The 13,723-nt window shown below is 62.2% G+C and carries 18 protein-coding genes; 14 read left to right on the top strand and 4 right to left on the bottom strand.

Annotation, left to right across the window (positions count from 1 at the left end; translation table 11 throughout):
- Positions 1 to 7 precede the first annotated feature (7 nt).
- The 4 genes from EJ576_RS19365 (at position 8) to EJ576_RS19350 (ending at position 4,771) form a co-directional block, all read left to right on the top strand.
- A complete protein-coding gene (locus EJ576_RS19365; protein ID WP_123475912.1) occupies positions 8 to 2,761 on the top strand; it encodes a response regulator in 2,754 nt (917 codons plus the stop codon).
- A 107-nt stretch (positions 2,762 to 2,868) separates the two neighbouring features.
- Positions 2,869 to 3,858 carry a 2-hydroxyacid dehydrogenase gene (locus EJ576_RS19360; protein ID WP_126570888.1) on the top strand — a complete coding sequence of 330 codons (990 nt, stop codon included), beginning with the start codon at positions 2,869 to 2,871 and terminating at the stop codon, positions 3,856 to 3,858.
- 71 nt (positions 3,859 to 3,929) lie between these two features.
- On the top strand, positions 3,930 to 4,370 hold the full coding sequence (locus EJ576_RS19355; RefSeq protein ID WP_028616773.1) for a hypothetical protein: 441 nt from the start codon (positions 3,930 to 3,932) through the stop codon (positions 4,368 to 4,370).
- Positions 4,367 to 4,771 (top strand): META domain-containing protein, encoded by a 405-nt coding sequence (locus tag EJ576_RS19350; protein ID WP_033896805.1) that lies wholly within the window; start codon positions 4,367 to 4,369, stop codon positions 4,769 to 4,771. The genes EJ576_RS19355 and EJ576_RS19350 overlap by 4 nt, the downstream gene beginning before the upstream one ends.
- Positions 4,772 to 4,850: 79 nt before the next feature.
- Here the strand turns inward: EJ576_RS19350 and EJ576_RS19345 are convergent, their stop codons facing one another.
- Positions 4,851 to 5,312, bottom strand: coding sequence for a TlpA disulfide reductase family protein (locus tag EJ576_RS19345; RefSeq protein ID WP_122728995.1), 462 nt, complete (start codon positions 5,310 to 5,312; stop codon positions 4,851 to 4,853).
- Positions 5,313 to 5,427: 115 nt separating this feature from the next.
- On the opposite strand from EJ576_RS19345, the gene arsC reads away from it, so the two are divergent.
- Genes arsC through EJ576_RS19330 form a run of 3 tightly spaced genes read left to right on the top strand, consistent with a single transcriptional unit; the run spans position 5,428 to position 6,783 of the window.
- A complete protein-coding gene (arsC, locus tag EJ576_RS19340) occupies positions 5,428 to 5,781 on the top strand; it encodes an arsenate reductase (glutaredoxin) (protein WP_028616776.1) in 354 nt (117 codons plus the stop codon).
- On the top strand, positions 5,778 to 6,392 hold the full coding sequence (wrbA, locus tag EJ576_RS19335) for an NAD(P)H:quinone oxidoreductase (RefSeq protein WP_028616777.1): 615 nt from the start codon (positions 5,778 to 5,780) through the stop codon (positions 6,390 to 6,392). Before arsC ends, wrbA begins: the two co-directional genes overlap by 4 nt.
- On the top strand, positions 6,376 to 6,783 hold the full coding sequence (locus EJ576_RS19330) for a DUF2069 domain-containing protein (RefSeq protein ID WP_126570887.1): 408 nt from the start codon (positions 6,376 to 6,378) through the stop codon (positions 6,781 to 6,783). Before wrbA ends, EJ576_RS19330 begins: the two co-directional genes overlap by 17 nt.
- A 94-nt stretch (positions 6,784 to 6,877) precedes the next feature.
- Here the strand turns inward: EJ576_RS19330 and EJ576_RS19325 are convergent, their stop codons facing one another.
- Positions 6,878 to 7,549, bottom strand: coding sequence for a DNA-3-methyladenine glycosylase I (locus EJ576_RS19325; protein WP_028616779.1), 672 nt, complete (start codon positions 7,547 to 7,549; stop codon positions 6,878 to 6,880).
- Between the two features lie 67 nt (positions 7,550 to 7,616).
- The gene (gene ttcA / locus EJ576_RS19320; protein ID WP_028616780.1) at positions 7,617 to 8,441 is read right to left on the bottom strand and encodes a tRNA 2-thiocytidine(32) synthetase TtcA; all 825 of its coding nucleotides are present in this window, start codon (positions 8,439 to 8,441) and stop codon (positions 7,617 to 7,619) included.
- Positions 8,442 to 8,703: 262 nt separating this feature from the next.
- On the opposite strand from ttcA, the gene EJ576_RS19315 reads away from it, so the two are divergent.
- Both EJ576_RS19315 and EJ576_RS19310 read left to right on the top strand, forming a co-directional pair.
- Positions 8,704 to 9,306 (top strand): Yip1 family protein, encoded by a 603-nt coding sequence (locus EJ576_RS19315; protein ID WP_016977555.1) that lies wholly within the window; start codon positions 8,704 to 8,706, stop codon positions 9,304 to 9,306.
- Between the two features lie 128 nt (positions 9,307 to 9,434).
- The gene (locus tag EJ576_RS19310) at positions 9,435 to 9,929 is read left to right on the top strand and encodes a SprT family zinc-dependent metalloprotease (RefSeq protein ID WP_010209629.1); all 495 of its coding nucleotides are present in this window, start codon (positions 9,435 to 9,437) and stop codon (positions 9,927 to 9,929) included.
- Positions 9,930 to 10,023: 94 nt separating this feature from the next.
- On the opposite strand, the gene EJ576_RS19305 is transcribed toward EJ576_RS19310, so the two are convergent.
- Positions 10,024 to 11,205: a CaiB/BaiF CoA-transferase family protein gene (locus tag EJ576_RS19305; RefSeq protein WP_126570886.1), complete on the bottom strand. Its 1,182-nt coding sequence runs from the start codon at positions 11,203 to 11,205 to the stop codon at positions 10,024 to 10,026.
- A 157-nt stretch (positions 11,206 to 11,362) separates the two neighbouring features.
- On the opposite strand from EJ576_RS19305, the gene tusD reads away from it, so the two are divergent.
- Genes tusD through EJ576_RS19280 form a run of 5 tightly spaced genes read left to right on the top strand, consistent with a single transcriptional unit; the run spans position 11,363 to position 13,715 of the window.
- The gene (gene tusD, locus EJ576_RS19300) at positions 11,363 to 11,755 is read left to right on the top strand and encodes a sulfurtransferase complex subunit TusD (protein WP_016977549.1); all 393 of its coding nucleotides are present in this window, start codon (positions 11,363 to 11,365) and stop codon (positions 11,753 to 11,755) included.
- Between the two features lies 1 nt (position 11,756).
- The gene (tusC, locus tag EJ576_RS19295) at positions 11,757 to 12,107 is read left to right on the top strand and encodes a sulfurtransferase complex subunit TusC (protein ID WP_126570885.1); all 351 of its coding nucleotides are present in this window, start codon (positions 11,757 to 11,759) and stop codon (positions 12,105 to 12,107) included.
- Positions 12,107 to 12,385: a sulfurtransferase complex subunit TusB gene (tusB, locus tag EJ576_RS19290; RefSeq protein WP_028616783.1), complete on the top strand. Its 279-nt coding sequence runs from the start codon at positions 12,107 to 12,109 to the stop codon at positions 12,383 to 12,385. Before tusC ends, tusB begins: the two co-directional genes overlap by 1 nt.
- A complete protein-coding gene (locus tag EJ576_RS19285; RefSeq protein WP_126570884.1) occupies positions 12,382 to 12,717 on the top strand; it encodes a TusE/DsrC/DsvC family sulfur relay protein in 336 nt (111 codons plus the stop codon). Before tusB ends, EJ576_RS19285 begins: the two co-directional genes overlap by 4 nt.
- Complete coding sequence (locus EJ576_RS19280; protein ID WP_126570883.1) at positions 12,714 to 13,715, top strand: glycosyl transferase family protein; 1,002 nt, start codon at positions 12,714 to 12,716, stop codon at positions 13,713 to 13,715. The genes EJ576_RS19285 and EJ576_RS19280 overlap by 4 nt, the downstream gene beginning before the upstream one ends.
- Positions 13,716 to 13,723: the final 8 nt, after the last annotated feature.

Below are 13,723 nucleotides of genomic sequence, written 5' to 3'. Positions count from 1 at the left end.
GAGTGGCGTGCTGACAAGAATGGGGATAAAAGGCCGCGTACTGTTGCTGACCTTATTACCGACCAGCCTGATGGCCTCGTTGCTGGGCGGCTATTTCACCTGGATGCAGCTCTCGGAACTGCAGACCCAATTGCTGCAACGCGGCGAAATGATCGCCGAACAGTTGGCGCCCCTGGTCGCGCCCGCCCTCAGTGCGCGCAACACCGATTTGCTCGAGCGCATCGCCACCCAATCCCTGGAACAGCCGGACGTGCGTGCCGTGTCCTTCCTCAGCCCGGATCGCGCGCCCCTCGCCCACGCCGGCCCGACCATGCTCAACCAGCCGCCGGTCGGCAACAGCTCGCATTTATTGCAGCGCACCGGCAATGACGCCACCCGCTATTTGCTGCCGGTGTTTGGCCGTCACCGCAACCTCGCCGGCGAGCTGATCCCGGATGAAGCCGACCGCCTGCTGGGTTGGGTCGAGGTGGAACTGTCCCACAACGGCATGTTGCTGCGTGGCTACCGTAGCCTGTTCGCCAGCTTGTTGCTGATCGCCATCGGCCTGATCTGCACCGCGGCGCTGGCACTGCGCATCAGCCGCACCATCAACTCGCCCATCGGCCAGATCAAGCAAGCCGTGGCCCAACTCAAGGACGGCAACCTGGAAACCCGTTTGCCACCCTTGGGCAGCCAGGAACTGGACCAACTCGCCTCGGGCATCAACCGCATGGCCGAGACCTTGCAGAACGCCCAGGAAGAACTGCAACACAGCATCGACCAAGCCACCGAAGACGTGCGCCAGAACCTGGAAACCATCGAGATCCAGAACATCGAGCTGGACCTGGCGCGCAAGGAGGCCCTGGAGGCCAGCCGCATCAAGTCGGAGTTCCTGGCCAACATGAGCCATGAAATCCGCACCCCGCTCAACGGCATTCTCGGCTTTACCCATTTGCTGCAAAAAAGCGAGCTGACCCCGCGCCAGCTCGACTACTTGGGCACCATCGAAAAGTCCGCCGACAACCTGCTGGGCATCATCAACGAGATCCTCGACTTCTCGAAAATCGAGGCCGGCAAACTGGTGCTCGACAGCATCCCGTTCAACCTGCGCGACTTGCTGCAAGACACCCTGACCATCCTCGCCCCCGCCGCCCATGCCAAACAGCTGGAACTGGTGAGCCTGGTGTACCGCGACACGCCGCTGGCGCTGGTGGGTGATCCGCTGCGCCTCAAGCAGATCCTTACCAACCTGATCAGCAACGCGATCAAGTTCACCCGTGAAGGCACCATTGTCGCCCGGGCGATGATCGAGGACGAGCAGGAAGACAGCGTGCAATTGCGCATCAGCGTGCAGGACACCGGCATCGGCCTGTCCAGCCAGGACGTGCGCGCGCTGTTCCAGGCCTTCAGCCAGGCCGACAACTCGCTGTCGCGCCAACCCGGCGGCACGGGGTTGGGGCTGGTGATTTCCAAGCGCCTGATCGAACAGATGGGTGGTGAAATCGGCGTCGACAGCACGCCAGGCGAAGGCTCGGAATTCTGGATCAGCCTGAACCTGCCCAAGACCCGTGACGATGTCGAAGACCTGCCTTCCGCGCCGCTGCTGGGCCATCGCGTGGCGGTGCTGGAAAACCACGAACTGGCACGCCAGGCGCTGCAGCATCAACTGGAAGACTGCGGCCTGGAAGTCACGCCGTTCAATAGCCTGGAAAGTCTGACCAACGGCATCACCAGCGCCCATCAGACTGAGCAGGCCATTGACCTTGCGGTGCTCGGCGTGACCGCCAATGACATCCCGCCCGAGCGCCTCAACCAGCACCTGTGGGACCTCGAACATTTGGGCTGCAAAGTGCTGGTGCTGTGCCCGACCACCGAGCAGATGCTGTTCAACCAATCCGTGCCCAATCCCAACAGCCAGTTGCAGGCCAAACCGGCGTGCACGCGCAAGCTGCGGCGCGCGCTTTCCGACCTGATCAGCCCGCGCCCATCGCGCAGCGAACCGGGCGAGCCGTTGTCCAGCCGTGCGCCGCGTGTGCTGTGCGTGGACGACAACCCGGCGAACTTGCTACTGGTACAGACCCTGCTGGAAGACATGGGCGCACGGGTGCGCGCCGTGGAAAGCGGGTATGCCGCCATCGACGCGGTAAAACAGGACACCTTCGACCTCGTGCTGATGGACGTGCAAATGCCCGGCATGGACGGCCGCCAGAGCACCGAAGCGATCCGCCAGTGGGAAAGCGAGCGCAGCGGCACGCCATTGCCGGTGGTCGCCCTCACCGCCCACGCCATGGCCAACGAAAAACGCGCCTTGCTCCAAAGCGGCATGGACGATTACCTGACCAAACCCATCAGCGAGCGGCAACTGGCCCAGGTCGTGTTGAAGTGGACCGGCCTGGCGCTGCGCAATCAAGGGCCGGAACGTGCAACGGATGGCCTCGGCCCCGGCATACAAATGCCCGTGCTGGACCATGAAGAGGGCCTGCGCCTGGCCGCCGGCAAGGCTGATCTGGCGGCGGACATGCTCGCCATGTTGCTCGCCTCCCTGGAGGCCGACCGACTCGCCATCACCCTTGCCCGTGACGCCAACGACAACAACGCCCTGATCGAACGCGTGCACCGCCTGCACGGCGCCACCCGTTACTGCGGCGTACCGCAGTTGCGGGCTGCGTGCCACCGCGCCGAAACCCTGCTCAAGCAGGACGACGCCAAGGCCCAGCATGCGTTGGACGAACTGGACATGGCCATTGCCCGACTCGCCAGTGAAGCGCGGGTCAACGCCTGACTTTTTACAGGAACAGGCTTTTGTGGTGAGCGAGCTTGCCTCGCGCGGGGCAAGCCCGCTCACCACAAAAGACTGCTCATTCATTTGTAATTGCAGGGAGCTTTTCCATGCGCGTTATTCTTTTCAGCAGCCAGACCTACGACCGCGACAGTTTTCTCGGCGAACCCCTGCCGCCCGGCCTGGAACTGCAGTTCCAGCCCGCCCGCCTCAACCTCGACACCGTGGCCCTTGCCGAGCATCACGAAGTGGTCTGCGCCTTTATCAACGACGACCTCAGCGCCCCGGTCCTGGAGCACCTGGCCAAGGGCGGCACGCGGTTGATCGCGCTGCGCTCGGCGGGCTACAACCATGTGGACCTGGCCGCCGCCAAGCGCCTGGGCCTGACCATCGCGCGCGTGCCGGCGTATTCGCCCCATGCGGTGGCCGAGCATGCGGTCGCGCTGATCCTCGCCCTCAACCGTCGCCTGCACCGCGCTTATAACCGCACCCGCGACGGTGATTTCAGCCTGCACGGCCTCACCGGTTTCGACCTGGTGGGCAAAACCGTCGGCGTGGTCGGCACCGGGCAGATCGGTGCCACCTTCGCCAAGATCATGGCCGGCTTCGGTTGCCAGTTACTCGCCTACGACCCCTTCCCCAACCCGCAAGTGCAGGCCCTGGGCGCGCGCTACGTGAGCCTGCCCGAACTGCTGGACCAGGCGCAGATCATCAGCCTGCATTGCCCGCTGACCGCCGACAGCAAGCACTTGATCAACGCCCGTTCCCTGGCGCAGATGCAGCCAGGCGCGATGCTGATCAACACCGGTCGCGGCGGTCTGGTGGACACCCCGGCGCTGATCGAAGCGCTCAAGGACGGTCAGCTCGGCTACCTGGGGCTGGATGTGTATGAAGAAGAAGCCCAGCTGTTCTTCGAAGACCGCTCCGACCTGCCCCTACAGGACGACGTCCTCGCGCGCCTGCTGACCTTCCCCAACGTGATCATCACCGCCCACCAGGCGTTTCTCACCCGCGAAGCCCTGGCGGCCATCGCCGGCACCACCTTGGCCAACATCGCGGCCTGGGCCGACGGCCAGGCGCAGAACCTTGTCGAAGGATGATCAGCGGTCACATACCAGGCTCATGATGAGCCAGCACCCGTGATAGGATGCCGCGCCTATTTGGAGGATCCATGGCCGAACACGATTTCCGCTTCAGTTTGCTGAGCCCGCAACACACCCTGATCGAATGCCGCGCCCTGGTGCCGGGCCGTTACCAGGTCACCGGCAACGGTGGTTCGATCAAGCATGGCGACGTTTTGATCGTCTCCCTGCGCGGCAGTAAAACCCTGTCGATGCGCCTCACCGTCGAAGGTGATGCGCGCTACTCCATCCGCCCGGCGGGCCAGTGGGTCGCCATGGCCCAGGGGCCGAAATTCGGCGAGTTGGAGATTCACACCTGGAAGGTCAACTGCGACAGCTGCGATGCGGTGTTGGAGTTCGAATTCGCGGTGGAAACCAAGCTGACCAAAGCGCCGCTGCAACCCGCCGCCAATGCGCGCATTGCCGAATTGGGCTGGGCCAGCGAGGGCGACAAGCACCGCTGCCCGAAATGCCAAAAGGCCGCGCAATGAAAGGCCTGCTTCTGCTCGCCGCCGTCGGAGCGGCCCTGACGGGCTGCGCCGGGGATGCAGTCAAGCTCAAGCAGGATCACAGCTACGTGGTCGAATGGATTGGTGAACGGCCGCTGATGGACTACGCGCACCTGACCGTTACCCTCGGCGCCGATGGCCGTGCCTACGGCAACGGCGGCTGCAACCACTGGTTCGCGCCCTACACCGTCGACGGCGAAAAGCTCAGCTTCGGCCAAATCGGCAGCACCCGCAAACTCTGCGCCGAGGCCTTGATGGAGCAGGAACACCGCTTCTTCCAGGCCCTGCAGGGTGTGCAGCGCTGGGACATCTCGCCGATCGAACAGACGCGCTTTTGGCCGGCCGAGGGCAAGCCGATTCGTCTGTGGCTCGAAGAAGGCTGAGACCGCCGACCTGTAGGTTGGAGGGATCCAAATGTGGGAGGGGGCTTGCCCCCTCCCACATTTGTTTTGAGTCGTGGCTTTAACCGCGCAAGGCCTTGAGCTTGGCCAACACCCCGTCCGCCGTCTGCTCGCCCATCAACGTCTCACGCACCTTGCCCTTGTCATCGATGATGTAGGTCACCGGCAAGGCTTCGCTGCGTGGAATATCGAAAATCTCTTCCGGATTCTGCGCCAGCACCGTGAACTTGATGCCCAGCTTGTCGCTGGCGGCCTTCAGTTCTTCGCCCTGCACGTTGTCGAAGTTGACCCCGAATACGCCTACGTTCTGCGCCTTCAGTTGCTCGGCCAAGGCGTTGAGCTCGGGGATTTCCGTGCGGCACGGGCCACACCATTCGGCCCAGTAGTTGACCACCAGCCACTGCTTGTCCAAGCGTTCGGAAGCCACCTTCTTGCCATATTGGTCAACGCCGTAATCGTTACCGCAGCCGCTGAGCAGCAGGGTTGTGATGATCGCCAATGCACCGATCAGTCGCCTTGTCATGGGGTAATCCTTCGCAAAAATGAACGTTGGCTGCGACCTATCGCCTCTTACGGTTTAAGGACAGGTCGCTGCGCGGGTAGAATACCCGCCACCTTACGCAAGATGCGACCCGCACATGACCGATCTGACGCTTTATCACAACCCGCGCTGCTCGAAATCCCGCGGTGCGCTGGAACTGCTGGAAGCACGCGGCCTTACCCCCAACGTGGTGCGCTACCTGGAAACCCCGCTGAACGCGGCGCAATTAAAGGCGCTGCTGGGCAAGCTGGGCATCAGCGCCCGCCAACTGCTGCGCACCGGCGAAGATGAATACAAGGCGCTCAACCTCGCCGACGCCAGCCTCAGCGAAGCGCAGTTGATTGCCGCCATCGCCGAGCACCCGAAGCTGATGGAACGCCCGATCCTGGAAACCGCCGACAAAGCCATCATTGGCCGTCCGCCGGAAAACGTGCTGGAGATCCTGCCGTGACGTCGCCCTATGTGCTGGTGCTGTATTACAGCCGCAATGGCTCGGTGAGCGAAATGGCCCGGCAGATCGCCCGGGGCATCGAGCAAGGCGGTATGGAAGCGCGACTGCGCACCGTGCCGGCGATCTCCACCGAGTGCGAAGCCGTGGCGCCAAGCATCCCGGACGAAGGCGCGCTGTATGCCAGCCTGGATGACCTGAAGCACTGCTCGGGGCTGGCCCTCGGCAGCCCGACCCGTTTCGGCAACATGGCAGCGCCGCTCAAGTATTTCATCGACGGCACCAGCAACCTTTGGCTCACCGGCGCCCTCGTCGGCAAGCCGGCCGGGGTGTTCACCTCCACCGCCAGCCTGCACGGCGGTCAGGAAACCACGTTGATGTCGATGCTGCTGCCGCTGCTGCACCACGGCATGCTGATCACCGGCCTGCCCTACAGCGAACAAGCGCTGCTCGATACCCAGGGCGGTGGCACACCGTATGGCGCCAGCCATCACGCCGGCCCCGATGGCAAGCGCATGCTCGATCAACATGAAATCGCCCTGTGCCGCGCCCTTGGCCTGCGCCTGGCGACTACCGCTACCCTGCTGGAGAGCGGCAGTGGCCAGAAAGCCTAAGGTCCTGCCAGCCCAAGCGTGGCTCGAGCCGCGGGTCAAGCTGGCGCGCGTGCTCAGCCTGCTGGCGTTTTTGGGCCTGGTGGGTCTGCTGTGCGTGTATTACCTGTTCGTCGCCGACCTGCATGGCGCGCGGCCTTGGGTGATCCTGCTGATCGAACTGGTGCCGCTGCTGGTGCTGACGCCGGGCATGCTGACGGGCAGCGCGCGCGGGCATTCGTGGATGTGCTTTGTGGTGAACTTGTATTTCATCAAGGGTGCGCTGGCGGCGTACGACCCGAATCGGCAGTGGTTCGGGGTGCTGGAGATGTTGGCGAGCCTGGCGGTGTTTTGTACGGCGTTGTTGTATGTGCGCTGGCGGCATCAGCTCAACCGCCGGTTGGCAGCGGCCTGAAATACGTCATCGGGGGCAAGCCCCCTCCCACATTTGATCGGCGGCGCGGTTAAAGTGTGGGAGGGGGCTTGCCCCCGATGGCATCACCTAGGTCTCAATGATTGACGGTGTAGGCCAGCATCATCGACAACTGGCACATCGGCCGCCCACTCTCGGCGTGCCACTGGTTGAACGCGCCCTGCACCGTCGCCAGGTCGCGCAGGCTGGTCGGTGCCTTGTCGACGATCTTCTGCGCGTTCAACGCCGCCACCACGTCATAACTCGGCACAAAAGTGTCCTTGCCGACCATGCGCAAGAAACGTGGCGCTGACAGCCCGCCAAGTTGATGGCCGTGCTTGCTCAGGTACTTCCACAGCCCGACGATATCAGTCACCGGCCAATCGGCGATAAACGCGCCGAAGCTGCCCTTCTCCTGCTCGATGTCGAGGATCATCTGCGCATTGCGCGGCACGCTCTTGAGCTTGCCCAGGTGACGGATGATGCTGGTGTCCTGCATCAAGCGCTCCAGGTGCTCGGCGCCCATCAGCACGACTTTTTCCGGGTCGAAGCCGAAAAAAACCTTTTCGAACGCCGGCCACTTGGCATCCACCACGCTGTGCTTCAAGCCCGCACGAAATACGCGCAGCGCCAGGGTCGACAGATAGCGATCATCGCTGATCTTGCGCAGTTGCGCCGGGGTCTTGGCTACAGGCAGATGGGCTTCCAGCTCGGCTGCCGAACCGAAGCGGTTCAGACAGTATTCGTGAAGCCACTTGTAATCGCGCATGCCCTCTCCTGGCAGTTGAATTGATAACGGCGCCCGCGAGCGCCGTGTGTCAGAGCGTTGAAACGGCTCAGAGGTTCACCACATTGACGAAACGCGAGGCGGCAGTCTCATCGATTTTCAGGCTGGTGAAGTCGAATAGGTTGCGGTCAGCCAACTGCGACGGCTGCACATTCTGCAGGCTGCGGAAGATGCTTTCGGTACGGCCTGGGGTCTTGCGCTCCCAGTCCACCAGCATTTCCTTGACCACCTGGCGCTGCAGGTTTTCCTGGGAGCCGCACAGGTTGCACGGAATGATCGGGAATTGCTTGAAGTCGGAGTAGGCCTGGATGTCCTTCTCGTTGCAATACGCCAGCGGGCGGATCACCACGTTACGCCCGTCATCGGCGCGCAGCTTGGGCGGCATGGCCTTGAGCGAGCCGTTGAAGAACATATTGAGGAAGAAGGTCTCAACGATATCGTCGCGGTGGTGACCCAGGGCCATTTTGGTCGCGCCGATTTCATCCGCGAAGGTGTACAGCGTGCCACGGCGCAGGCGCGAGCACAGCGAGCAGGTGGTCTTGCCTTCCGGAATCAGTTCCTTGACCACCGAGTAGGTATCTTTCTCGACGATGTGGTACTCAACGCCCAGTTCCTTGAGGTAGGCCGGCAGCACATGCTCAGGGAAGCCCGGTTGTTTCTGGTCCATGTTGACGGCGACGATCTCGAACCTGATCGGCGCGACCTTTTGCAGGTGCAGCAGCACGTCGAGCATTGTGTAACTGTCTTTGCCGCCGGAGAGGCAGACCATGACCTTGTCGCCGTCCTCGATCATGTTGAAATCGGCGACCGCTTCACCGGCCAGGCGACGCAGGCGTTTTTGCAGTTTGTTCTGGTTGACCGTAAGAGTGCCCATGGCGCTTGGATCCGCTAGAGGTGTGTGACGAAAAGCCGGGTATTTTACGCAAAAAAACAATCAAAAGGGCTAGCCATAAAAGACCCCGCCGCGATTAAGCCCAATGTTTACAGCGCAATTTGCTCTAAAGGCCCTACAGTTATTCCGGTCATCACTTCCTATACTGCGACTAGAGGTCGCACATCTATCCAGACCTTTGAGGCCATTTGGCCCGTGGGCGCTCCGATGGGGGGCGATGGTAATAACGACAGGAGTGACTGGCATGATCCATCACGTCGTGGGGCTGTTTACCCATCCCGACCAGGAATGGCGGGAAATCCGTGGCGATAAAGAAGAAAGCATCGGCCACATGTACCTCACTCACACCTTGATTCTTGCGGCGATCCCCGCCGTCTCCGCCTTTATCGGCACCACCCAGGTCGGCTGGGTCATCGGCAATCGTGCGCCGGTGATGCTGACCCAGGAAAGCGCCTTGTGGATGACCATCATGTCCTACGCCGCCATGCTCGGTGGCGTGGCGGTGATGGGTGCGTTCATTCACTGGATGGCGCGCACGTACGACGCCAATCCCAGCATGGCACGCTGCGTGGCCTTTGCCACCTACACCGCTACGCCGCTGTTTATCGGTGGGCTGGCCGCACTCTATCCGCATATGTGGCTGGGCATGGTCGTGGGCACGGCGGCCATCTGCTACACGGTGTACTTGCTCTATGTGGGGCTGCCGACCTTCATGAACATCGACCCGGATGAAGGCTTCCTTTTTTCCAGCTCGGTACTGGCCGTGGGCCTGGTAGTACTGGTGGCAATCATGGCGTTTACCGTGATCGTCTGGGGGCTGGGCGTAGGCCCGATCTACACCAACTGACCGTCTAAAACCTTAGGCAAAGCCACCGCAAGGTGGCTTTGTGCATCATGCATGACCATTCGGCGCCTGACAGATTCGGAAACACCCAGCTTTGCGGCATACTGGACGTCTCTGGAGATATGTACAGCATGCCCGAGCAACTCAATACCCGCGTCGAAGATTGTTTCCTACAAGCCGAATCCTTTTTCAAACGAAGCTTCAAACGCCCCCAGGTCAGCCTCAAGCTGCGGGGCCAGAAGGCCGGTGTCGCGCATTTGCACGAGAACCTGCTGCGTTTCAACCCACAGTTGTACCGTGAAAACAGCCAACACTTCCTGAAACAGACCGTGGCCCATGAAGTGGCGCACCTGATTGCCCACCAATTGTTTGGCGAACGCATCCAACCCCATGGCGAGGAATGGCAATTGATCATGCGCGGGGTTTACGAACTGCCGCCGGATCGTTGCCACACTTATGAAGTGAAGCGTCGCCAGGTGACTCGCTATATCTACCGATGCCCGTGTGCGGACAGTGACTTTCCGTTTTCGTCACAACGCCATGGCATGGTGGCTCAGGGCCGAAGGTATTTGTGCAGGCGGTGCCGCCAGACCTTGGTGTTTACCGGCGAAACCCGGGTGGAGTGAGGGCCTCTTCGCAGGCAAGCCAGCTCCCACCTTTGATAGGCGGCGCGGTCAACATGTGGGAGCTGGCTTGCCTGCGATGGCGGCCGCCCAGTCACTATCCAACTGTCTTGGCCTGGCGCAAATCCGCTATGCGCTGAGCACCAAAGCCCAACTCCGCCAACACCTCATCCGTGTGCGCCCCCACCGCTACACCTATATGCCTGGGCGCCGACAACCCGTCGGAGAACTTCAACGGGCAAGCCAATTGCGCCTGGGTCGAACCATCGCCCCTCGGCACCTGGCTGACCAGTTCCCGCGCCTTCAACTGCGGATGCTCCACGGCTTCACTGAGGCTCAACACCGGCTCCACACAGGCATCGACCCCGGCAAACAACGCACACAGCTCATCAAAGCTGCGTTTCTCGAACTCGACCTGCAGCGCTTGCTTCAGGGCTTTTTGCTGCTCAGCCTTGGGCGACGAGCCTTGCGCCGCCAACTCCGGGCGACCCAAGGCGGTGCAGAGCTGCTGCATAAACCCGGGCTCCAGGCTGCCCACCGACATCCAGCGGCCATCCCGCGAGCGGTAGTAATCGTAAAAGCTGCCGCCATTGAGCACATGACTTTCCCGCTCCGGCTCCACCCCGCACGCCAGGTAACCCGCGCCGGCCATGGCGTTCAGGCTGAACGAGCAGTCGGTCATGCTTACATCCAGGTATTGACCAACACCGCTCTGCTGCCGCGCGATGACCGCCGCGAGCAACCCCACCACCGCATGCAGCGAACCACCGCCCACATCCGCCACTTGCACGCCCAATGGCAGCGGCCCGCTGTCCTGGCGCCCGGTGTAGCTGGCCACGCCGGCCAATGCCAGGTAGTTGATATCGTGCCCGGCGCGGTCCTTATAGGGCCCTGTCTGGCCATAACCGGTGATCGACACATAAATCAGCCGGGGATTGATCGACTTCAATGCCTCATAACCCAAACCCAGGCGCTCCATCACCCCCGGTCGGAATTGTTCGAGCAGGATGTCGTAGTCCTTCACCAGCGCCCGCACGATCTCCAGCGCCTCGGCCTGCTTGAGGTCCAACGCCAGGCTGCGTTTATTGCGGTTGAGGTAGGCGTGGCTGGCCGATGTGCCCTGATCATGGGGCGGCAGCACCCGCAACAGGTCCATGCGCGTGGGCGACTCGATACGCAGCACCTCGGCGCCCATGTCCGCCAGCATCAGGGAGGCAAACGGGCCGGGCAGCAGGGTGGAAAAATCCAGCACTTTGAGGGACGCCAAGGGACCTGACATGGGCACTCCATTTCCGTTTCGACTGCCCACAGACTAGGCAGCCCTGCGCCTGCCGGCAATCGCCGAAACAGTCACCGACAGTGACCGTTTTGATCACGGCGGGCTTTTTCGTGGCGGCGGCTTTATCATTGGCCCACGTTTGCTTGCAGAGTGTTCCATGAAGTTTGCGATTGCCCTGTTTTCCGCCGCCCACGCGCCCTCCTCGCGCCGCGCCCTGCTGTTCGCCCAGGCGGCGCTGGCCGGCGGGCACGAGATTGTGCGGCTGTTTTTCTATCAGGACGGCGTGTACAGCGCGTCCAACAACATCGTTGCGCCCCAGGATGAGCAAGACATCGCCCGCCAATGGCGTGAGTTTGTCAGCCAGCACCAGCTTGATGGCGTGGTGTGCATTGCCGCTGCGTTACGCCGTGGCGTTCTCAACCAGGAGGAAGCCACGCGGTATCAGCGCACAGCGGTGAATCTGGATGCGCCCTGGGCGCTGTCTGGCCTGGGGCAATTACATGATGCGATCCAGGATGCCGACCGCCTGATCTGTTTTGGAGGGCCGTGAGATGTCTAAATCCTTATTGGTGATCAGCCGTCAGGCGCCGTGGTCCGGGCCGAGCGCACGGGAAGCGCTGGACATCGTGCTGGCCGGTGGCGCGTTCGATCTGCCCATCGGCTTGCTGTTCATGGATGACGGCGCGTTCCAGCTCGCTGCGCACCAGAACGCCAAGGCCGTGCAACAAAAGGACCTCAGTGCCAACCTGCAGGCATTGGGGCTGTTCGGCATCGACGATGTATTTGTCTGCCGCCACAGCATGGCCGTGCGTGGCTTGACGCCGCCCACCGAGGCGCAACCGTTGAGCAACGATGCTATTTCCCAATTGATTGACCGTTACGACCAGGTGATTACCCTCTGATGTCGACTTTACACGTGGTGTCTCACTCCCCGTTTTCCGATAGTCGCCTCGACAGCTGCCTGCGTATCTGCGGCGCCGAAGACGCGATCCTGCTGTGCGGCGACGGCGCCTATGGGCTTCACGCCCCCGCCCTGCACACCAAGGGCGTGAAGGTGTTTGTGCTGGCCGAAGACATGCAGGCGCGCAATCTGCCGCTGCCGGACTGGGCCGACAGCGTGGACTACCCAGGTTTCGTGCAACTGTCGATCGACTACGACAAGGTCAACACCTGGCTATGAACACCCTGACCGTAGGCGCACGTACCCTGGAACTGGACAAGGACGGTTATTTGGCCGACCTGAACGAATGGTCCGTCGACGTCGCCCATGCCCTGGCCGCCGCCGAGACCCTGGAGCTGACCCCGGCCCACTGGGAAATCCTCGAACTGCTGCGCCAGTTCTATGCCGAATTCCAGTTGTCCCCGGCTACGCGTCCGCTGATCAAGTACACCGCCTTGAAGCTCGGCCCGGAAAAGGGCAACAGCCTGCACCTCAACAAACTGTTCAACGGCACTCCCGCCAAACTCGCCGCCAAGCTGGCGGGCCTGCCCAGGCCGACGAATTGCTTATGACCGACTTTGCCCCGCTAACCCTTGAAACCCCTGCCGAACACCCGTTTGCGCAGTTCGTGCGCATCCTGGGCAAAGGCAAGCGCGGCGCGCGCAACCTCACCCGCGAGGAAGCCCGCGAAGCCATGGGCATGTTGCTCGACGAAAAAGTCGAAGACACCCAGCTCGGCGCTTTCCTGATGCTGTTGCGCCACAAGGAAGAAAGCCCGGAAGAACTCGCCGGCTTCACCGAAGCCGTGCGCGAACGCCTGGATGCCCCGGCGCTGAACGTGGATGTCGACTGGCCGACCTATGCCGGCAAGAAGCGTCATCTGCCGTGGTATCTGCTGGCGGCCAAATGCCTGGCGCAGAACGGTGTGCGCATCCTTATGCACGGTGGCGGCGCGCATACGGCCGGACGGCTGTACACCGAGCAATTGCTCGGAGGCTTGCAGATCCCACTGTGCCGCAACTGGCAGCAGGTCGAGGCGGCTTATGCGCAAGGCAACCTGGCGTTTATCCCGCTGGGCGACTGGGCGCCACAGTTGCAGCGCATGATCGACCTGCGCAACACCCTGGGTCTGCGCTCGCCGATCCATTCCCTGGCGCGTTTGCTCAATCCCTTGAATGCGCGCCTGGGCCTGCAGAGTATTTTCCATCCGGGTTACCAGGGCGTGCACCGCGATGCCAGCGGCTTGCTCGGCGACAACGTGATCGTGGTGAAGGGCGACGGCGGCGAGATCGAGATCAACCCCGACTCGGCCAGCCACCTGTACGGCACCACGGGCGGCGAAAGTTGGGACGAAGAGTGGCCCGCCCTCTCCGCCCAGCGTCACGTCAAGCCGGCCACGCTCGAACCTGAGCACCTGAAGGCGTTGTGGCGCGGCGACGTCGAAGACAGCTATCCGCAACTGGCCTTGATCGCGACCATGGCCCTGGCCTTGCGTGGCCTGGGCCATTCACGGGAACAGGCGTTTGTCCTGGCCCAGCAATACTGGGATGCGCGGGAAAAATCGATTTAATCGATAAT

The organism is Pseudomonas sp. C 49-2, from assembly GCF_003970195.1.
GTDB classification, from domain to species: Bacteria; Pseudomonadota; Gammaproteobacteria; order Pseudomonadales; family Pseudomonadaceae; genus Aquipseudomonas; species Aquipseudomonas canadensis.
Note: the sequence above shows the minus strand (reverse complement) of the source record. Positions and strands in the feature narration are given on the sequence as shown.